The organism is Corynebacterium sp. HMSC22B11, from assembly GCF_001815965.1.
In the GTDB taxonomy this organism is placed as follows: domain Bacteria; phylum Actinomycetota; class Actinomycetes; order Mycobacteriales; family Mycobacteriaceae; genus Corynebacterium.
This window is the reverse complement of sequence record NZ_KV823470.1, coordinates 167,806-186,522: the sequence shown is the minus strand read 5'-3', so window position 1 is coordinate 186,522 and position 18,717 is coordinate 167,806. Positions and strand designations below refer to the sequence as shown.

Annotated in this window: 17 protein-coding genes; 8 read left to right on the top strand and 9 right to left on the bottom strand. The window is 63.3% G+C overall.

Going from position 1 to position 18,717, the window contains the following annotated elements; genetic code table 11:
* Positions 1 to 105 precede the first annotated feature (105 nt).
* From HMPREF3088_RS01250 to HMPREF3088_RS01235, 4 genes are all read right to left on the bottom strand, one after another.
* A complete protein-coding gene (locus HMPREF3088_RS01250) occupies positions 106 to 1,743 on the bottom strand; it encodes a cytochrome bc1 complex cytochrome b subunit (protein WP_070757800.1) in 1,638 nt (545 codons plus the stop codon).
* Positions 1,740 to 2,945 carry a cytochrome bc1 complex Rieske iron-sulfur subunit gene (locus HMPREF3088_RS01245; protein WP_070757798.1) on the bottom strand — a complete coding sequence of 402 codons (1,206 nt, stop codon included), beginning with the start codon at positions 2,943 to 2,945 and terminating at the stop codon, positions 1,740 to 1,742. The genes HMPREF3088_RS01250 and HMPREF3088_RS01245 overlap by 4 nt, the downstream gene beginning before the upstream one ends.
* Positions 2,942 to 3,838 carry a cytochrome bc1 complex diheme cytochrome c subunit gene (locus tag HMPREF3088_RS01240; RefSeq protein WP_070757796.1) on the bottom strand — a complete coding sequence of 299 codons (897 nt, stop codon included), beginning with the start codon at positions 3,836 to 3,838 and terminating at the stop codon, positions 2,942 to 2,944. Before HMPREF3088_RS01240 ends, HMPREF3088_RS01245 begins: the two co-directional genes overlap by 4 nt.
* Positions 3,839 to 3,906: 68 nt before the next feature.
* The gene (locus tag HMPREF3088_RS01235; RefSeq protein WP_187441039.1) at positions 3,907 to 4,491 is read right to left on the bottom strand and encodes an aa3-type cytochrome oxidase subunit III; all 585 of its coding nucleotides are present in this window, start codon (positions 4,489 to 4,491) and stop codon (positions 3,907 to 3,909) included.
* A gap of 450 nt (positions 4,492 to 4,941) precedes the next feature.
* On the opposite strand from HMPREF3088_RS01235, the gene trpD reads away from it, so the two are divergent.
* The gene (gene trpD, locus HMPREF3088_RS01230) at positions 4,942 to 6,051 is read left to right on the top strand and encodes an anthranilate phosphoribosyltransferase (protein ID WP_070757793.1); all 1,110 of its coding nucleotides are present in this window, start codon (positions 4,942 to 4,944) and stop codon (positions 6,049 to 6,051) included.
* 301 nt (positions 6,052 to 6,352) lie between these two features.
* Here the strand turns inward: trpD and HMPREF3088_RS01225 are convergent, their stop codons facing one another.
* The gene (locus tag HMPREF3088_RS01225; protein ID WP_070757791.1) at positions 6,353 to 6,784 is read right to left on the bottom strand and encodes an aa3-type cytochrome oxidase subunit IV; all 432 of its coding nucleotides are present in this window, start codon (positions 6,782 to 6,784) and stop codon (positions 6,353 to 6,355) included.
* A gap of 39 nt (positions 6,785 to 6,823) precedes the next feature.
* Positions 6,824 to 7,927, bottom strand: coding sequence for an aa3-type cytochrome oxidase subunit II (locus HMPREF3088_RS01220; protein ID WP_070757789.1), 1,104 nt, complete (start codon positions 7,925 to 7,927; stop codon positions 6,824 to 6,826).
* A 344-nt stretch (positions 7,928 to 8,271) separates the two neighbouring features.
* Between HMPREF3088_RS01220 and asnB the strand changes: the two genes are divergently transcribed.
* Positions 8,272 to 10,230: an asparagine synthase (glutamine-hydrolyzing) gene (gene asnB / locus HMPREF3088_RS01215; protein ID WP_070757787.1), complete on the top strand. Its 1,959-nt coding sequence runs from the start codon at positions 8,272 to 8,274 to the stop codon at positions 10,228 to 10,230.
* 259 nt (positions 10,231 to 10,489) lie between these two features.
* Here the strand turns inward: asnB and HMPREF3088_RS01210 are convergent, their stop codons facing one another.
* On the bottom strand, positions 10,490 to 10,834 hold the full coding sequence (locus HMPREF3088_RS01210; protein ID WP_012360489.1) for a HesB/IscA family protein: 345 nt from the start codon (positions 10,832 to 10,834) through the stop codon (positions 10,490 to 10,492).
* A 160-nt stretch (positions 10,835 to 10,994) separates the two neighbouring features.
* On the opposite strand from HMPREF3088_RS01210, the gene HMPREF3088_RS01205 reads away from it, so the two are divergent.
* The 6 genes from HMPREF3088_RS01205 to HMPREF3088_RS01180 all read left to right on the top strand — a co-directional run bounded on the left by HMPREF3088_RS01205 (position 10,995) and on the right by HMPREF3088_RS01180 (position 16,556).
* Positions 10,995 to 11,705: a DUF3043 domain-containing protein gene (locus HMPREF3088_RS01205; protein ID WP_070757785.1), complete on the top strand. Its 711-nt coding sequence runs from the start codon at positions 10,995 to 10,997 to the stop codon at positions 11,703 to 11,705.
* Positions 11,706 to 12,689 (top strand): nicotinate-nucleotide--dimethylbenzimidazole phosphoribosyltransferase, encoded by a 984-nt coding sequence (locus tag HMPREF3088_RS01200; RefSeq protein WP_070757783.1) that lies wholly within the window; start codon positions 11,706 to 11,708, stop codon positions 12,687 to 12,689.
* 286 nt (positions 12,690 to 12,975) lie between these two features.
* Positions 12,976 to 13,551, top strand: coding sequence for a pirin family protein (locus HMPREF3088_RS01195; protein ID WP_070757781.1), 576 nt, complete (start codon positions 12,976 to 12,978; stop codon positions 13,549 to 13,551).
* 39 nt (positions 13,552 to 13,590) lie between these two features.
* Positions 13,591 to 14,802 (top strand): Gfo/Idh/MocA family protein, encoded by a 1,212-nt coding sequence (locus tag HMPREF3088_RS01190; protein ID WP_070757839.1) that lies wholly within the window; start codon positions 13,591 to 13,593, stop codon positions 14,800 to 14,802.
* A gap of 205 nt (positions 14,803 to 15,007) precedes the next feature.
* A complete protein-coding gene (locus HMPREF3088_RS10835) occupies positions 15,008 to 16,237 on the top strand; it encodes a methyltransferase domain-containing protein (RefSeq protein ID WP_070757779.1) in 1,230 nt (409 codons plus the stop codon).
* A gap of 22 nt (positions 16,238 to 16,259) precedes the next feature.
* On the top strand, positions 16,260 to 16,556 hold the full coding sequence (locus HMPREF3088_RS01180) for an SDR family oxidoreductase (RefSeq protein ID WP_070757777.1): 297 nt from the start codon (positions 16,260 to 16,262) through the stop codon (positions 16,554 to 16,556).
* Between the two features lie 92 nt (positions 16,557 to 16,648).
* Here HMPREF3088_RS01180 and HMPREF3088_RS10300 read toward each other — a convergent pair whose 3' ends face one another.
* Together HMPREF3088_RS10300 and HMPREF3088_RS01175 are read right to left on the bottom strand one after the other, a co-directional pair.
* Positions 16,649 to 17,179, bottom strand: coding sequence for a hypothetical protein (locus tag HMPREF3088_RS10300; protein WP_141759410.1), 531 nt, complete (start codon positions 17,177 to 17,179; stop codon positions 16,649 to 16,651).
* Between the two features lie 342 nt (positions 17,180 to 17,521).
* Positions 17,522 to 18,685 (bottom strand): branched-chain amino acid aminotransferase, encoded by a 1,164-nt coding sequence (locus tag HMPREF3088_RS01175; protein ID WP_070757775.1) that lies wholly within the window; start codon positions 18,683 to 18,685, stop codon positions 17,522 to 17,524.
* Positions 18,686 to 18,717: the final 32 nt, after the last annotated feature.

Genomic DNA, 18,717 nt, shown 5'->3' with positions numbered 1-18,717 from the left:
CGGGGCCCACGTTTTTAACGTGGGCCCCGCCCTTAGCCTTTCCCGGCTGCTAGTGGCAGTTGGAACTAGCGCCGGTACTTCTGCGAGCTATGCGCCTCGTGGCGTTTAGTCCTCGTTGCGGGACTCCAGCTCGGCACGGTTGGCCTCCTGGAGACGCTCGAACATCTGCTTGCGCTCCAGCGCGTTGCGGTGCTCGATCTCCTGAGCCTTTTCGGCGATCTCCGGGGAGTCCGGGCTGAACCAGCCACCGCGGCCCGGCTTGCCAGCCGCACCGAGGTCGTTCGGCTGGGTCGGCACGTATGCACCCTGGTACTCCAGCGGGATGGCGTGGCCGTGCTCGTCGACGCCACCAAGCGGCTGGTGGACCTCGATGAACTCGCCGGACGGCAGCTGACGGATGGTACCGGTCTCGATACCGTGCTCCAGGATCTCCCGGTCGCGACGCTGCAGACCAACGCAGATGCGGTGGGTGACGTAGTACGCGATCGGAGGCAGCACGATCAGGCCGATGCGGCCGACCCAGGTCATCACGTTCAGCGAGATGTCGAAGAAGTGAGCGACGTGGTCGTTACCACCAGAGACGGTCAGCAGTGCGTAGAACACCAGAGCCATGACGCCGAGGCCGGTGCGGACGGGGACGTCGCGCGGACGCTGCAGCAGGTTGTGGTGTGCAGTGTCACCGGTCATCTTCTGCTCGATCCACGGGTAGGCAACCAGCAGCGCGACCAGCAGGCCGAGCAGCAGAGCAACCCAGAAGACAGAGGCGATGGTGTAGTTACCGAGGTACAGCTCCCATGCCGGCATGACACGGGCAGCACCATCAGTCCACAGCATGTAGACGTCCGGCTGGGAACCAGCGGAGACCTGGGACGGGTTGTAGGGGCCGATGTTCCAAATACCGTTGATCTGGAAGAGACCAGCCAGCAGTGCCACGAAACCGAAGGTGATCAGGCCGAAGGAAGCAGCCTTGACGCCGAAGACCGGGAGGATTCGAACGCCGACAACGTTGTTCTCGGTGCGACCCGGTCCAGGGAACTGGGTGTGCTTCTGGAACCAGACCAGAGCCAGGTGAGCAGCGATCAGAGCCAGCAGGATGCCCGGGATCAGCAGCACGTGCGCGATGTACAGGCGCGGGATGATGATGTCGCCCGGGAAGTCACCGGCGAACATGATCCAGTGCATCCAGGTGCCGATGATCGGCAGGGAGATCACGATTGCAGACATGATTCGCAGACCCACACCGGAGAGCAGGTCGTCCGGCAGGGAGTAGCCCATGAAGCCCTCGGCGATCGACAGCAGCAGAAGCAGGCAGCCGATAACCCAGTTGGCCTCACGTGGCTTGCGGAATGCACCCGTGAAGAAGATACGCATCATGTGAACCATGATGGACACGGAGAACAGCAGGGCTGCCCAGTGGTGGACCTGGCGAATGAACAGGCCACCACGCACCTCGAAGGTGATATCGAGGGCCGTGTGGTAAGCGGCGGACATCTCCACACCGTTGAGCGGTGCGTAGACGCCGTCGTAAATGACCTTCGACATGGATGGGTCGAAGAACAGGGTCAGGTAGACACCCGACAGGATCAGAATGATGAAGGAGTAGAGCGCGATCTCACCGAGCATGAAGGACCAGTGAGTCGGGAACACCTTGTTGATCTGCGGGCGGATTACCCCAGATGCGGTGTAGCGCTCATCGATGTTGTTTGCGGCCTGCGCGAGGCGGCCTTGTTGCTTAGTGGTCATGACCTACGCTCCCAGAATGCCGGGCCAACAGGCTCAATGAAGTTGCCCTTGGCGATGAGGTACCCTTCCTCGTCCACCGTGATCGGCAGCTCTGGCAGTGCACGTGCGGCTGGGCCGAAGACCGGCTTGCCGTACTGCAGTGCGTCGAACTGGGACTGGTGGCACGGGCAAAGAATACGGTTGGTCTGCTGCTCGTACAGGGACGTCGGGCAACCAATGTGCGTACAGATCTTGGAGAACGCAATGTAGTCGCCGTAGTGGAAGTCTTCCTGGCCGGCACGCTGGACAGCACGCAGAGCATCCTCGTGGCGCAGGCGGATCAGCATGACCGCGTTGCGGGAACCGTGGATGGAGTGCATGTGGTCCTCGTAGACCTCAGCCTTGGAGTCGTACTTGTCGCCGTCGTTGACCATGCTTTCGGTCATCGGGAAGACGGTCTCCATGGCGCCAGCGTCCAGGTCCTCCGGACGGACGCGGACCAGGCGGGAGATGCCCTGGGTGCTCCAGTGGCCGTCGTGGTTCTCAGCCACGGCGCCGGTGTCGCGAGCCAGGTACAGCTTCTCGCCCTGCTCGTGCAGGGTCCAGCCGGTGGTCCACAGGGTGCCGTCGCCGGCGATGCCCATTGCGCCGCGCTTCCACGGGTTCTTCACGATGCCACCCATTGGGAGGATGATCGCGAGACCAGCGAGTGCAGCACCACCTGCGGCCAGGCCGGCGATAACCGGGCGGCGGCCGAGGGTGGAGGTCTTCCAGGAGTCGTTCAGGAGGGCCACGAGGGTGCGGCGATCGACCTCGTCAGACGGGCCGTCGTGGCGAGTCTGAACGGAGATCTCCTCCGGGATGAAGCTCTTGGTGTAAGCCGCAACACCCATGCCCAGCAGGGTGATGGACAGACCAGAGGTGATACCCAGCAGCGGGGTGTAGAAGGTGTACCACCACAGGCCCTCTTCATCCATGTGCTTGTACTCCCACGGCCAGAAGAGGTAGATGGCAACGAATGCCAGGCCGAGGACGATGGAGAGGATCAGGTAGGTGGCAACCCGACGGGAGGCACGCTTCTCAGCCGGATCGTTCTCGATCGGGAAGCGTTCCTTACGGTAAGCGACGGTCACGCCGTCCAGCTCGGTGCCGAGGCGAGCGAGGTCTTCCTCGCTCATCTGTGCCAGCTCGGCATCAGTGTACTTATTCTTCAATTCGCTCATGACCGGGTTCCAATCCACATCGCGAAGGCGATCATCACGATGATGCCTCCGAACCACATCAGCATGCCCTCGCTAACGGGACCCAGACCGCCGAGGCCGTAGCCACCCGGGTTCGGGGTTTCCTTAGCGTTCTTCACGAAGGCGATGATGTCCTTCTTCTCGTCAGCGGTCAGCTGGCGATCAGAGAACTTCGGCATGTTCTGCGGGCCAGTCAGCATGGCCTGGTAGATCTCCTGCTCGTTCGCGTGATCCAGGGTCGGAGCGAACTTACCGGAGGACAGTGCGCCACCACGGCCAGTGAAGTTGTGGCAGGAGGCACAGTTCAGACGGAAAAGGTCGGAACCGCGTGCCACGTCGGCCGGGTTGATCTCACCGTCGGTGGTGCTCTTACCACGGAGGGACTCCATGGCGATGGAGCCGTCCTCGTTGCGGACGATGCCCGGGCCGCCACCGTTGGCGTTGACGTATGCCGCCAGAGCCAGGGTCTGCTGCTCGGAGTAACGCGGCTGCTTACGCTTTGCCTGCGCCTCGTTGCGCAGCATCGGCATGCGGCCGGAGTGGACCTGGAAGTACACGGAGCCCTCGCCGACACCGATCAGCGAAGGACCACGACCCTCCTGGCCCTGGAGGTTGGCACCGTGGCAGGTGATACATGCCACTTCGTAAATTTCCTTACCCTGCTGGACCAGTGCGGTCTCGTCCTGCTGTGCCGTAGCAGTGTTCGGGTCCGGAGTGAGGGCATTAGCCAGGAATCCCGCGCCGGTCAGTCCGACGACGAGAGCGAATGCCCCGGCAAGCACCTTGCGGAGCTTGCGGCGCCGCCGTGCGGCCCCTGGGGAACGCTGCGCACCGGTTGCTGCACCAGCGCTCGCGTTGTTGTTAGAGGTATCCATCTTGTTCCCTTTAACTCGTCAATGGAATTGCGATGGGCTGTCGGCCAACCTGAGTTGGCGCTAACGGCCTATTGAACGAAGTAAATCGTGATCCACAGGCCGATCCAGACAACGTCGACGAAGTGCCAGTAGTAGGACACGACGACGGCAGCGGTTGCCTGTGCCGGGGTGAACTTGGACTTGAACGTCCTGAGCAACACAACGAGGAACGCAATCACACCGGCCAGCACGTGTGCGCCGTGGAAACCGGTCGTGATGAAGAACACCGAGCCGTAAACGGAGCCCGGGATCGTGGTTCCAGTCTCGACGAAGTGGAAGTACTCGTATCCCTGACCGATAAGGAACACGGTTCCCAGCAACGCCGACAGTGCGTACCAACGACGAAGAGCGAAGACATCCCCCCTCTCAGCCGCGAACACGCCGAACTGCGCAGTCACGGACGAGGAGATCAGGATGATCGTAATCGTCGCCGCGAAAGGCACGTTCAGCTCGGTTGGCTCGGATGGCCAATTGCCTCCCGAGTTGGCCTTGGACACGAAGTACATCGCGAACAGGCCAGCAAAAAACATCAATTCTTGAGACAGGAACACGATCGTGCCGACGCTGACCATGTTCGGTCGGTTCAGCGTCGCAACACGATGTGGTGCTGCCATACCTGGGTTTTCAACTGCGCTTGTCACGTGTCTAAGTATGGCTGTTTTCTGGCAGATAGTCGATTCCCCACGCGTGAAAGCTCAAAACGGACTGGAAAACACCAGGTCAAACCTTGGACAAACCTGCCAGTATCCCCCCTTTGGGGGATAGTCGGAACTTTTTGGAACCGCTATCCGACGCACCACATCGTGCCAGGTCAGCGCATAAGCGGACCCGGTTTTCCGCCGTACTGACACCCGATTTTGTTCACAGGATTCAGCCAGCAAGGCACCACCCCCTCCCCCACTTCGGGCCCGAACCCCGACCCCGAAGCGCCCCCGCATCTCACCTTTACCCCCGCAGAAGTCGCCGAGATTCGGTTCGCAGTGGTGATCCACGCCACCCGCTCACAGGCAACGCTAACCTCCGCCGTATTATTTAAAGAAACAGCTTTGGAAGGGAGCCAACAGGTGGCAACAGAGTCAACCGATCACAGCACATTCACCTCTACCGCTCATGCACTTGGTGCCGAGCAGCTTCCGGAGTCCTACTTCACCTGGCCGGGCCTACTGGACCGCCTGGGTCGCCGCGAAGAGCTCAGCGAGTCCCAGACCGCGTGGGCGATGAACGAGATCATGGCTGGACGCGCCAGCGACGTCCTGATCTCCGCCTTTGCCTTTGGTCTTCGGGTTAAGGGCATCACCGCCGCGGAGCTCGCCGCTGCAGCAGAGGCCATGCGCTCTTTCGCGACCCCGGTGGACTTCTCGGGCGTGGACAAGATTGTGGACATCGTCGGAACCGGCGGCGATGGCCGCAACACCGTAAACATCTCCACGATGGCGTCCTTCGTCGTCGCGGGCACCGGAACGAACGTTGTTAAGCACGGTAACCGCAAGGCGTCCTCCCAATGTGGAGGCGCGGACATGCTCGAGGCGCTCGGTGTGGACATCGAGCGCTCCCCCGAGGCCGTAGCGGAGGACCTGAAGGAGACGCACTTCGCGTTCCTGTTCTCGAAGGCCTACCACCCGGCCATGCGTTTCGCGGGCCCGGTGCGCAGCGAGCTGAAGGTTCCGACCGTCTTCAACCTGCTCGGCCCAATGACCAACCCGGCAAAGCCCGGTTATGGCCTCATCGGGTGTGCGTTCAAGGATCTCATGCCGATCATCGGCGGAGCATTCGCCCACCAGGGCAGCCGCGTGCTCGTCGTCCGCGGTATGGACGGCATGGACGAGATCAGCGTGTGCGCCCCAACCGACGTGGTCACGGTGGATGCCAACGGCCAGACCGGCGAGGAGATCATCAATCCGCGTTCCCTGGGCCTCGACTTCTACGAGGAAGACGCCCTGCGCGGCGGGGATGCCGAGTACAACGCCGAGATCGCCCGCAAGCTCTTCCGTGGCGAGCTCGAGGGCGCGATTAAGGACGCCGTCCTGCTCAACGGCGCCGCAGCGCTGGCCACCGTCGAGGGTTGGGAGGAAGACGGCCTGCAGGCCACGCTGAAGCGGAACATCGACCGCGCCCGCGAGAGCCTGGAGTCCGGCGCAGCCCTAGAGAAGATGGAGGCGATGATCGCCCGCTAGGGCCGCACCACTGCCCCATCAGGCCCCTCGGTAAAGGTTTAAAGCCTGACCGAGGGGCCTTTTGCGTTGCTTTTCAACCGAAGTACTCCGCTGCCGTTGATTACTGAACCGCGCGCACGCCTGTCCCTCAACCCGCCCCCGCTAGCCCAACCAGATGAACCCCCCCAGCGCGGTTGCAGATGCGATGGCCCGCCGGCTGACAGCGAGGTATTGGCGAACAGGGTCCAGAAATACGGAACGCGGCCGGGTTCCCGTCGAGGGGGCCCGGCCGCGGCCTTAAAGCGTGTGAACGCTTAAGCGTTTAGTGGTCGTCGCGAGCGACACCGTACTGGAGGTTCATCATGACAGAGCCCCAGATCAGGAAGATTGCGCCGGCCACGATCAGCCAGAAGTGCCAGAAGGCCAGACCGTAAGCGACCAGCATCACGGCGATGGTCAGCTGCAGCGGCCAGATGGAGCCAGCGGAGAAGAAGCCCAGCACGCCAGCGCCGTCCTCAATCTCAGCCATCTCCCAGTCGGAAGGACCGATGTCGGTCTTGTTGTCGGTCAGGTGCAGGTACACAGCCAGCATCAGGGACAGCAGCAGGGCCAGGGTCAGGCCGGTAACACCAGCCCACTCGGTGCCCATCACACGGTTGGTCTCGACCAGGTGCTTGGTGCCCAGGATGTAGACCACGTCCATGACGAAGAAGAACAGGGCGAGGCCGTAGAAAAGCTTTGCTCCGGAAGTCATCTTTTCCTCTTTCTCTAGTTAGGAACTCGCGCGGTGCCCTTAGGCAGCGTTGCGGTCCGTCATGTTTTCGCCGGCTTCACGGGTGCCCGTGCGGTCGGAAACGAATGGGTGGGTAGAGGTGGAGTACGGAGCTTCACCGATGGACTTCAGAGCCTCGGAGTTCGGAGCCTCCGGGTTGTCCTGACGGAACTTGATGTAGTCCGCGAACTTCTCCGGGGAGACGACGCGCAGCTCGAAGTTCATCATGGAGTGGTAGGTACCGCACATCTCGGCACAGCGACCGACGAATGCTCCCTCTTCCTTGATCTCGGAGATCTGGAAGCGACGCTCAGACTGGTTTGCCTCCGGGTGCGGGAACACGTCGCGCTTGAAGAGGAACTCTGGGATCCAGAAGGAGTGGGCAACGTCCGCGGAGGCGAGGTTGAACTCGATTGCGGTGTTGGACGGAACAACCAGGACCGGAACCTCGTCGGTGGAGCCGACGGTCTCGATCTTGTTGAAGTTCAGGTAGCTGTAGTCTTCCTTCGAGCGGCCGTGGATCGGGCCGACACCGTGATTGGTGTTGGAGCGGATCTCGTACTTGGAGTCCTCAGCGCGCTGCTGAGCCTCCTTGTCGACGCCCTCGTAGTCCTGGCCGCCCAGCAGCTCGCCGTTGATCTCGCCGTAGCCGAACTTCCAGTTCCACTGGTAGCCGGTGACGTCGACCTTGACCTTCGGGTCCTTATCCAGGGCGGTAACGCTGTCCTGGGTCTGGACGTTGAAGAAGAACAGGACCATGACGATCAGGACCGGGAGGGTGGTGAGCACCAGCTCGAGCGGGACGTTGTAGCCCGTCTGACGTGGGAATTCCTCGTTGTCGCCACGGCGGGAGCGAGCCTTGCTGGAGTAGCGACCCATAACGAAGAACATCAGGGCCCACATGATGATACCGATGATCCAGGCGGCCACCCAGACCCAGACCCAGTAGTTGCCCATCTGCTCAGCCTCCGGGGTGATACCCATCGGCCAGCCCATGCGGAGAGCATGGAAAAAGCCGTTCTCCGGGGGCGCGACGTTACAACCAGCAAGGGCGAGGCCGGACAGGCCGAGCGTCCCTGCCATAGCAATACGGCGAGTCATACCGTGCACTTTTCGCTGTTCCACGCGATTATGCCTTCCTCGTTCACACGTTCATAGCCTTGGGTTTTTCGGCGTTATCGCTCGTGGTGAGCGCACGCTTGTTGCGCCCAAGACTGCTTCACTAGAGAACTTTAGACCATATACAGCGAATTGCCACTATTCGTTGCGGTGGGTGCCACATTTTGGGGGTTTCCTGTGAGCCCCTCCCCCCGTCCGGGGCAACTTGCCCGTTTTCTGCCCCGCGCGCCAGCTAGGACAAGCGCCCCCGAGCGCGTAGTTTGTAGTCTAACCGACCTGGCTCGCGGCCGCTTCCGCTCCGCGCGTCAGTTTATATAGTCCCCGATGATTCAGGAGTAGTAAAGCACCCTATGTGTGGCCTACTTGGTTTACTGTCCGCCGACGGCACTGCCAACACGTTCACCGACCCGGTCGCTGAAGCGCTGCCGTGCATGCGTCACCGTGGTCCGGATGATAGCGGCACCTGGAACGACGACGATGTGGTCTTCGGCTTCAACCGCCTGTCCATCATCGACCTGGAGCACTCCCACCAGCCGCTGCAGTGGGGGCCGGCGGATCAGCCGAACCGCTACTCCATGACCTTCAACGGCGAGATCTACAACTACGTCGAACTGCGCGAGGAGCTCCAGGAGCTGGGTTACTCCTTTAATACCGGCGGCGACGGCGAGCCGATCGTCGTTGGTTTCCACCACTGGGGTGCCGATGTGGTCAACCACCTGCGTGGCATGTTCGGCATCGCGATCTGGGATTCGGTGGAGCGCCGCCTGTTCCTCGCTCGCGACCCGTTCGGCATCAAGCCGATGTACCTGGCGTCGACGGACAAGGCGACGGTCTTCTCCTCCGAGAAGAAGTGCATCCTTTCCCTTGCGGACGCCATCGGCCTGAACCTCGATCTGGATCCCCGGGCTATTGCTCACTACACAGATCTGCAGTACGTCCCTGAGCCGGAGAGCCTGCACAAGAACATCTTCCGTCTGGAGTCGGGCTCCCGCGCGTTCGTCACTCCCCCAGCGGAGGGCGCGAAGGGCGGCTGCACCATCGAGGAGGAGCGCTACTTCGAGCCGAAGTTCCCGGTGGCTAAGGTGCCGGCGGGCGGCGAGGATGCCCTCTTCCAGCGCATCGCCGAGGCCCTGGAGGATTCCGTGGCCAAGCACATGCGCGCGGACGTCACGGTGGGGTCCTTCCTTTCCGGTGGCATCGACTCCACGGCCATCGCCACCCTGGCGAAACGCCACAACCCGGACCTGCTGACCTTCACCACGGGTTTCCAGCGCGAGGGCTACTCCGAGGTGGATGTCGCCGCGGAGTCCGCTGCGGCGATCGGCGCGGAGCACATCGTCAAGGTGGTCAGCCCGGCGGAGTTCGCCGACGCGGTGCCGAAGATCATGTGGTACCTGGACGACCCGGTTGCCGACCCGGCGCTGGTGCCGCTGTACTTTGTGGCAGCCGAAGCCCGCAAGCACGTGAAGGTCGTGCTCTCCGGCGAGGGCGCGGACGAACTCTTCGGTGGCTACACCATTTATAAGGAGCCTTTGAGCCTCGCCCCATTCGAGAAGATTCCTAGCCCTATTAATAAGGTGCTGGCGAAGCTGGGCGACGCACTGCCAGAGGGTGTGCGCGGTAAGTCGCTGCTGCAGCGCGGCACGATGTCCATGGAGGAGCGCTACTACGGCAACGCCCGCTCCTTCAACTACGAGCAGCTGGAGCGCGTCCTGCGCGAGGTCCGCCCCGAGTGGGATCACCGGGAGGTCACCGCCCCGATCTACGCGAAGTCGAGGGACATGGATCCGGTGGCCCGCATGCAGCACCTGGATCTGTTCACCTGGCTGCGCGGGGACATTCTGGTCAAGGCAGACAAGATCACGATGGCCAACTCCCTGGAGCTGCGCGTTCCGTTCCTGGACAAGGTCGTTTTCGACGTCGCGGAGACCCTCCCGATCGACATGAAGATCTCCCACGGGACGACGAAGTACGCGCTGCGTAAGGCGATGGAGCGCATCGTTCCGGAGCACGTGCTCAACCGCAAGAAGCTGGGCTTCCCGGTGCCGATCCGCCACTGGCTGGCCGGAGATGAGCTCTACGGCTGGGCGAAGAAGCACATCGAGGATTCCCAGACGGATCACATCTTCAACAAGGCCGAGGTTCTGGCGATGCTCGAGGAGCACCGGACGGCGATGAACTCCGGTTCCGGCCCGGATCACTCCCGCCGCCTATGGACGGTGCTGGCGTTCATGATCTGGCATGGCATCTTCGTGGAGAAGCGCATCGACCCGGGCATCAGCGAGCAGGACTACCCGGTGAAGCTCTAAGTGCGCTGCGTTCCGGGGAATCCGGGCCACTAGGCCTATTCCTCCGGCCCTAGAACCCCTCCCCGGCGCCAGCGGCTGCTTCCCCAGCGCATAGGTCCAGCCCTTCGGCCAAACCCTGGGCTCCCTGCCCCGTTGGCCCCCTAAATTATCCACCCCAACAGAAAACGCCGCGGCACCCACTCATCGTGGGGCCGCGGCGTTTCGCCGTCTTCCCTTTTTCGCTACCCCGCAATTGCGGGACCCAGGGGCCTTCTTCGGCTTAGGAGAAGGAGTCGCCGCAGGCGCAGGAGCCGGAAGCGTTCGGGTTGTCGATCGTAAACCCCTGGGACTCGATGGTGTCCGCGAAGTCGATCTTCGCGCCCATCAGGTACGGGGCGGACATGCGGTCGACGACCAGGTTCACGCCCTCGTACTCGTCCTTCAGGTCACCGTCCAGGGAGCGGTCATCGAAGAACAGCTGGTAACGCAGGCCAGCGCAGCCACCCGGCTGGACCGCGATGCGCAGCGCCAGGTCGTCGCGACCCTCCTGGGCCAGCAGGGAGCTTGCCTTCGCCACAGCGGCGTCGGTCAGCTCGACACCCGTGACCTTCTCTGGGGCAGTCATATTTCCTCCTCATTAAGGATGGTTTCGATGCTCGTTTAGGTTACTCGCGAAGCGGTGCGAATTCCACAACCTCACGCTCCGTCCTCCCGTACAACGGGCGGCGCCGCGAAACTATTCCATCCTTTTGATAGCCCCCTGATTCTGCTCTAGCCTAAGAGGCGTGAAAAAGTCGCGTAAGAAGAGCACATCCACCTCCGCTGCTGCCAGCACCGCCGCAGCATCCGCCGAGGCCACCCCGGAAACTGAGGTCAAGCAGCCTGCCAACAAGGCCTTCACCCCGCCGAAGGGCCGGCCGACCCCGAAGCGTAACGAGCAGGAGCGCCAGGCCGGCGTGCGCCGCGGCCCCTACCAGGGTCCAGAGACCCCAGCCGAGGCCCGCAAGCGCCGTAAGGAGCTCAAGGCCTCCATGTCCAAGGAGGAGTACAAGGAGCTCAAAGCCAAGGAGCGTCGGGAGCGCGAGGCCGAGCGCCGCCACATTAACGAGCGCATGATGGCCGGCGACGAGCGCTACCTCATGGACCGCGATAAGGGCCCGGAGCGTCGCTTCGTCCGCGACTGGGTGGATTCGCACCGCTACCTCGGCAACTACTTCATGCCGATCGCGCTGGTCGTGGTCCTGATTATGGTGATCGGCCTGCGCAACCCGATGCTGGCGAACACCGCCTCCCTGGTGATGTTCGGCATCCTGATCCTCATGGTCATCGAGGGCATCATCCTTGGCCGCAAAGTCAACCGCCTGGTGCGCGAGAAGTACCCGGACACCACGCTGGGTAAGTTCGGGCTGGGCATGTACGCCTTCGGCCGCGCGACGATGATCCGCAAGATGCGTAACCCTGCCCCGCAGGTGGAGATCGGCGAGGACGTTCGCTAAATGGCAGTGGACTTCACGGCCGTGGAAGCAGTCGATCCGACGCGTGTTGCTGAGGCGACCCGCTGGCTGGAGGCGACGACGATGGCTGCTGGTGGCGGCCGTGCGAGCTTGGGGGAGCTCGCCGCCTGGGGTGGCTGGTTGGCGGCTTGCCAGGGCCAGGAGCTGCCGGCCGCGCTGGAGCGCGTGACCTTAGCGGTCGTCGCTGGTGAGCCAGCAACGACGCCTGCCGTGTCCATTCTCCCCGAGGACTCCCTTTCTCAGGTGGGCGAGCTGTATTCCTCGGGTCGCTCCCCCGTCGCCGCCGCTGCGGTGGCCCAGGATGTTCGGGTAGAGTTTATCGACGCCAACGCCGCGGCCACCGATCAGCTTTCCACCGAGACGGAATCCTCTGGGGCGGAGCCCGGCCTCGAGGAGTGGCTGGCGGCCGGTGCGGCCTTCGCGGACGCGGAGGCGGATAAGGGCACGGAGCTGCTGCTGCTCGGCGATTTCGGCCCGGGCACCACGACCGCGGCCGCAACGATCATTGGCGCGATCTGCGGGATCGAGCCGGTGAAGGTGATCGGGTGGGGCTCAGGCATTGATGACCAGGGCTGGCGGCGCAAGGTCGCCCAGATTCGCGACGGCATGTTCGCGGTGCGGGATGTGCGCACGGAGCCCCGCGAGATCCTCGCCCAGGTGGCCGCGCCGCATATCGCGGTGCTGACCGGGATCCTCGCGCAGGCCGCGATTCGCCGCACCCCGGTGATCTTCGATGGGGCGGGCTGCGCGGCGGCCGCGCTGTGCGCGCAGATGCTGGCTCCCACCGCTCGCGACTGGTGGCAGTCGGCCTCCCCCGGCACGGAGCCGGCGATCGTGCCGGCGCTCGGCGCCTTGGGGCTTAGCCCGATCCTGCCGACTGGAATCGGCCTGGGTCAGGGCGCGGGCACGCTGCTCGCGCTGCCGCACTTGCGCCTGGCCACGCAGTTCGCCGAGGGCGAGGTCTAAACCCGCACTCCCCTCCCCGGTCAGCGCCCTGCCTAGCAACGCTTAAGGCCTCGGTGCCACCGAAAGTGAACTAGCCCCCGAAAGTTGGGCTTTTAACCCTAGGCGGTTAGGAGCTCAAGGGCCTGAGTCCGATATTGCATCGGGGTCAGGCCCTTAAAGTCGATGTTGGATGCGTGCGGTGTTGTGCCACTTACCGGCTCTTCTCGATTTAGAGTGCGTTGATCCGGTCCTGTAGCTGCCCTGAAACCAGTCCCGTCCCGCCGCGCCACCGGCATAGAATTGCGGCATGGGCAAGAAGAAGACGCCGATGACGGCCCTTGAGGTCCGCATCATCCGCGCCGATGAACGCTCGACGTGGCGTGATTCGGCGCTGCTGTCTCGCCAGTCTTTCCCCGCCACCGGCAGCTTCGACCTCGAGGGCAACGCGTTCGGGCTGCTCATGGTGCACAACGACGACATCGTCGCCCCCGGCGAGGGCTTCGACATGCACCAGCACAACGACGTCGAGCTGGTCACCTGGATCATGACCGGCCGCCTGCGCCACCGCGACGATGGCGGTATGGAGGGCAGCGCGGCCGGCACCGCGTCGATCCTGACGCCGGGCATGGCCCAGCGGGTCAGCGCCGGACGCAGGATCCGCCACTCCGAGCTCAACGCCTCCGGCTACCTCGACGGCAAGAAGTTGCGCGTCATCCAGGCGTGGCTGCCGTCGGACGAGATCGGTGCCGCCCCTACCCACGACGAAACCGACCTCAACGACGAGCTCACCGCCGGCACGCTGATCCCCGTCGCCTCCGGCACTCCGGGCATGGCGCCGCTGACCATCGGCACCTCCGGCGCGACGCTGTGGGCCGGTCGATAACATGGCGGGGCCTCGTGTCCGCGCGTACCGTCGGCGATGATGACTGACATTAACCAGACGCCTTCCACGCCCAACTCCCCCGACTCGCCGTTCCGTTTCGCCGTCGTCGGAGTCGGCCAGATCTCGCAGCAGGCCTTCATCCCGGCTCTGCGCAGCCTCCCCGATGCGGTGGTCGCCGCCGTGGTGACCAGCTCCGACGCCAAGGCGGAGGCCGTCGCCAAGCGAACGGGTGCCGGAGCCGGACCCGACGATGACCCCGCGGCGACCGGCCGGGCGACCGCCGACGACGTGGCGGTGTACGACTACGACGAATTCCCCGAGCTGCTGAAGCGCGGCGACATCGACGGTATCTACGTGGCCACGCCGGTCTTCCGCCACCGCGAGTTCGCAGAGCCCGCGCTCGACGCCGGCATCCCGGTGCTTTTGGAGAAGCCGATGGCCGATTCCGTGGAGGATTGCGAGGCGATGATCGCGGCCTCGCAGCGCTCCGGCGCGACGTTGATGGTCGCCTACCGCATGCACCAGGACGCCTACCTGGTGGAGCTGGCGGACATGGTCGACCGCGGCGTCATCGGCGAGACCCGCACGTTCACCTCGACGTTCGCGCACGACATCGAGGAGGCCAACCACCGCGGCCACTCCGGTTTCTGGGGCGGCCCCGTCCCCGACTTCGGCGCCTATCCCCTGAATCTGGTGCGTCATCTGTTCCGCGCTGAGCCGACGCACGTGCACGCCACCGGCGTGAGCTCGCGCGACCGCGACTTCGATTTCCAGGACGGCGTCGGCGTGACGCTGCGCTTCCCCGGTGCCCGCGTCGCGCAGTACACGCTCAGCTACAACGCCGCGGACCTGGACACGTTCCAGCTGGTGGGGTCGAAGGGCACCATCACGTCGAACTCCTGTTATGGCTTCGCGCCGGAGCCGCCGCGAAATTGGACGCTGACCACGCCGCAGGGCACGAAGACCCATGAGGCCACCTCCGTCGACCAGTTCGCCGGCGAGACCCGCTACTTCATCGACTGCGTCCGCGCCGGCGTGCGCCCCGAGCCCGATGGCCGGGAGGGGCTCGCCGACGTGCGCATATTCGCCGCCATCGAGGAGTCGCTGCGCCTGGGCCGCGAGGTCATTCTGCCGCCGCACCAATTCGGCCCCGGCCTGAGCCGAGATCAGATCCGCTCGATCCCGCCGCGCCCGGCCGGGGAGATCCCGGAGGACGACGAGCTCGTCGACCAGACTCCGCAGGACCGCTGACCGGGGCATTTCTCGAACCAACTCCCCCCTTCCGGGCCGTCGCAAAGCAGCTTTGCGACGGCCCGATCTGGCTTTTCATCCCTTCTCGACAAGTAATTAAGGTTAGCCTAAGCTCGTTCCTGATACTCAGTACTTCATATTCGGATTATTGGCGGCCACGTTCCGACGACACCGCCACCACCGACACTCGACGAAGGAGTCACGCATGACCGCCCGCGACAGGGATTTCGATCAACTCCAGGGACATTGGCTGTTGGCCAGGCTCGGAAAGAAGGTGCTGCGCCCCGGCGGCCGGAAGATGACGGAGTGGATCCTCGACCAGTCCCGCCTCACCGATGCCCGAGTCGTCGAACTGGCCCCGGGCCTGGGCGTCACGGCGGCGGAGATCCTAAAGCGACGGCCGTCCGGATACGTCGGAGTCGACGAAGACGAAGCCGCCGTGCAGACCACAGCCAAGGTCGTGAGCGGCCAGGGTCGCGTAGTGAAGGGCAAGGCCCAGTCGACGGACCTCGACGACGATTCAGCGGATGCCGTCATCGGCGAAGCGATGCTCACCATGCAGGGAGTCAAGGGCAAGAATGCCATCCTCGACGAGGTCCGCCGCATCCTCGTGCCCGGTGGCCGGTACGCGATCCACGAACTCGCACTGACCCCCGACGACCTCCCGACGTCGACGAAGGACGAGATCCGGGTCGCCATGTCGAAGGCGATTCGCGTCAATGCCCGTCCACTCACCCCCGCCGAATGGCGGCAGCTGCTCGAGGATCACGGCTTCGAGGTCGAACAGGTCCGCATCGGCGAGATGGGCCTACTCAAGCCGAGCCAGATGCTCGAGGACGAGGGCCCTGCCGGGGTCGCGCGGATCGTGGGCAACGCGATCAGGCAGCCGGCGGCGCGCCGACGGGTCCTGGGCATGCGCAGCACATTCGCCAAACACGACGACTCTCTCGCCTCGATCGGCATCGTGGCCCGTCTGCGCGACACCGCCGATGCCTTCGATGCGACGGGCGCCGATTCCAACGCTCCCGGCCCCGGGCGCGAAGCATCGTCCGCCGCCCGACGCGAGCCCGAGATCGAATTCCTCGACGCCGACCAGAAAGCTGAACTGACCGCCGAGCCGGAAGCCCTGAGCCTTCATGACATCGCCACCGCCGCACCAGCTGCAGAGGGCGGCGACGGCCCGGCCGTGAAACGACTGCAAACGGCCGACGGCGTCAACATCATCGCCATGCGCTTCCGTTCCGGACAGACATTGCCCGATCACCGCGCTGCACACCCGATCATGGTGCAATGCATCGAGGGCCAAGTGCGCTTCACCGTCGGCGACCGCACCGAGGTCCTCACGCCGGGGACCGTCGCGTACCTGCCCGCCATGGTCCCGCACCGGGTCGACGCGGACGAGGACTCCGTGTTCCTGCTGTCGATGCTGACCTGATCCGCCGGCCACGCCACCGGAGGTGATCGCCCGCGGCGATTCCGTCATCGCGACGGACCTGCATGACACGGCGAACGAGGACGTCATCAAGCTCGGCGAAACGTGCACCTACCGCAAGCTGGACGTGACCTCCGACGCCGACCGGGAAGCCGCGGCCGAGGCCATCGGCGCGGTGGATGTGCTCGTGCTCAACGCGGGCATCGCGGTCGGCGGGGCGATCGAGAACGTCACCATGGACACGTGGCACCGCGCGCTGGACATCAATCTGGCTCTTCGCGTTTGGGAGCGTGTAGCTGAGCCCACTAACTGCTCGCGCTAATCTTCGCTTGGCTAGCTTCGTGCTCTCAACGGAAACTGCTCCTCACTAGTTGGTAGCTGATAACTCAGGCCAACTAATGGGGAGCAGTTCATTTATTTAGGAGAGTTTTTTCGATTCACGATTCGCTTAATCGCGACAAATAGCAGGTTCAAAGGGATGCAAAGTAGCGCCACTCCCACAAAGGCAAAAACAACCCCAATTCCTTCTTGGGATGTTACACCAAAAGATGCATCGAACGCGAAAGCTGCGCCAAAACCTGAGCCCGTAAGAAGAGATATAATGAGAGTTCCCCTGACAGACCCAGAGTTAACATATGCAATTATACCCGAACCGAGTATCAGGGAAATTCCACAACCAATAATCTGCCATTTAGGGAATTGGTTAGGCGCGCCATATAGAAAAAAATCTCCAATGCTTGATCTCGGAGACCATGAAAGCCAGAATGCAGCTGACAGAAGCCCAACAAGAAAAGACGCAACGGGAGCTCTACGTGGAAGTCGTGAATTATGGCAGTTTTCAGGAACATGCCTGTTTATCAAAATGTAAACTACTACGGTGGGGATCAGCACCAGGATAAAGATGACCCAAAGAAACTGCGCAAGGTGAAAATTTCCATTCAGCATTGCGTCTCCAATCAAAGATTATCGCTGTGAGCTCCTGTAACAATAACCCAGTAGGTATCTCTGAAATCTCTGCATCCGTACCGTCTTGGGTCTGGACCACTATAAACATTTGTGCAGATAGTTTCCATGTCGCGCCAGAGTTTGTACCACTTACTGCTCGCGCTGATCTTCGCTCAGCGAACTTCGTGCTCTCAACGAAAAACTGCTCCTCACTAATCGGTAGCTGATAAATCAGGCCAACTAATGGGGAGCAGTTCAACGATGGTAGCCCGGGGCCGTGAAGTATCGCTCCACACCACCGCGCGAGGCGCGTTACGCAGCTAGTGCGTTATTGCAGGCGCTCTACTGCAGATCCTCAGCCGGAACCAGGGTGTGCAGCCAACCGTGCTTATCCTCCACGGCACCACGCTGGATGCCGGTGAGGTGGTCGCGCAGCCGCATGGTGACCTCACCGGTCTGGGCACCGTTGATGTCGTACGCACCGCCGGCGTACTTCACGGAGCCCACCGGGGTGACCACGGCCGCGGTGCCGCAGGCCAGCACCTCGGAGAGCATGCCGGAGTTTGCGGCCTGCTCCCACTCCTCGATGGAGATACGGCGCTCGTTGACGTTGTAGCCCAGGTCCCGGGCGACCTGGATCAGGGAGTCGCGGGTCACGCCCGGCAGCAGGGAGCCGGAGAGCTCCGGGGTGATGACCTCGGCGTTCTCCCCCTCGCCGAAGACGAACATGAGGTTCATGCCGCCCATCTCCTCGACCCACTTGCGTTCAACGGCATCCAGCCATACGACCTGGTCGCAGCCCTGCTCGGCGGCCTGAGCCTGTGCCATGAGGGAACCGGCGTAGTTACCGGCACACTTCGCGGCACCCGTGCCGCCCGGTGCGGCGCGCACGTACTCGGTGGACAGCCAGACGCTGACCGGCTTGATGCCGCCGGTGAAGTAGGCTCCCGCCGGGGAGGCAATAACCATGTAGGTGTAGGTCTTGGATGGCTGGACACCCAGGTGAACGTCCCGGGCGATCATCAGCGGGCGCAGGTACAACGCGGCCTCGCCACCTGCTGCTGGCACCCACTCGTGGTCGATGGCGACCAGCTGCTTCAGGGACTCGAGGAACAGCTCCTCCGGCAGCGGGGCCATGCCCAGGCGCTCGGCGGAACGCGCCATACGCTGGACGTTCTGCTCCGGGCGGAAGGTGGCGATGCTGCCGTCCGGCTGGCGGTAAGCCTTGATGCCCTCGAAGATGGCCTGGCCGTAGTGGAAGACCATGCTGGCCGGGTCCATGCTCAGCGGACCGTAGGGCTCGACGCGGGCGTTGTGCCAGCCGATCTCTTCGTCGTAGTCGATGAGGACCATGTGGTCGGTGAAGTGGACGCCGAAGCCCGGGCTCTCGAGGACCTTGGCGATATCCGCCGAGGAAGTGCGGTTCTCGTTCGGCGTGACGGTGAAGCTCAGATTGGTGTTTGGTGCGGTGGTGTTCGGTGTGCTTTCGCTCATGGCTACAACCATAGTTCCTCGAAAAATTGTGAGTACAGTTGATG

Excerpts from the sequence above, each read along its gene's own strand:
- HMPREF3088_RS01190 (WP_070757839.1), top strand. The coding sequence starts at position 13,591 with ATGACTGACATTAACCAGACGCCTTCCACGCCCAACTCCCCCGACTCG.
- HMPREF3088_RS01225 (WP_070757791.1), bottom strand. The coding sequence starts at position 6,784 with ATGACTTCCGGAGCAAAGCTTTTCTACGGCCTCGCCCTGTTCTTCTTC.
- HMPREF3088_RS01210 (WP_012360489.1), bottom strand. The coding sequence starts at position 10,834 with ATGACTGCCCCAGAGAAGGTCACGGGTGTCGAGCTGACCGACGCCGCT.
- asnB (WP_070757787.1), top strand. The coding sequence starts at position 8,272 with ATGTGTGGCCTACTTGGTTTACTGTCCGCCGACGGCACTGCCAACACG.
- HMPREF3088_RS01200 (WP_070757783.1), top strand. The coding sequence starts at position 11,706 with ATGGCAGTGGACTTCACGGCCGTGGAAGCAGTCGATCCGACGCGTGTT.
- HMPREF3088_RS01245 (WP_070757798.1), bottom strand. The coding sequence starts at position 2,945 with ATGAGCGAATTGAAGAATAAGTACACTGATGCCGAGCTGGCACAGATG.
- HMPREF3088_RS10835 (WP_070757779.1), top strand. The coding sequence starts at position 15,008 with ATGACCGCCCGCGACAGGGATTTCGATCAACTCCAGGGACATTGGCTG.
- HMPREF3088_RS01175 (WP_070757775.1), bottom strand. The coding sequence starts at position 18,685 with ATGGTTGTAGCCATGAGCGAAAGCACACCGAACACCACCGCACCAAAC.
- HMPREF3088_RS01240 (WP_070757796.1), bottom strand. The coding sequence starts at position 3,838 with ATGGATACCTCTAACAACAACGCGAGCGCTGGTGCAGCAACCGGTGCG.
- HMPREF3088_RS10300 (WP_141759410.1), bottom strand. The coding sequence starts at position 17,179 with ATGCTGAATGGAAATTTTCACCTTGCGCAGTTTCTTTGGGTCATCTTT.
- HMPREF3088_RS01195 (WP_070757781.1), top strand. The coding sequence starts at position 12,976 with ATGGGCAAGAAGAAGACGCCGATGACGGCCCTTGAGGTCCGCATCATC.
- HMPREF3088_RS01250 (WP_070757800.1), bottom strand. The coding sequence starts at position 1,743 with ATGACCACTAAGCAACAAGGCCGCCTCGCGCAGGCCGCAAACAACATC.
- HMPREF3088_RS01235 (WP_187441039.1), bottom strand. The coding sequence starts at position 4,491 with ATGGCAGCACCACATCGTGTTGCGACGCTGAACCGACCGAACATGGTC.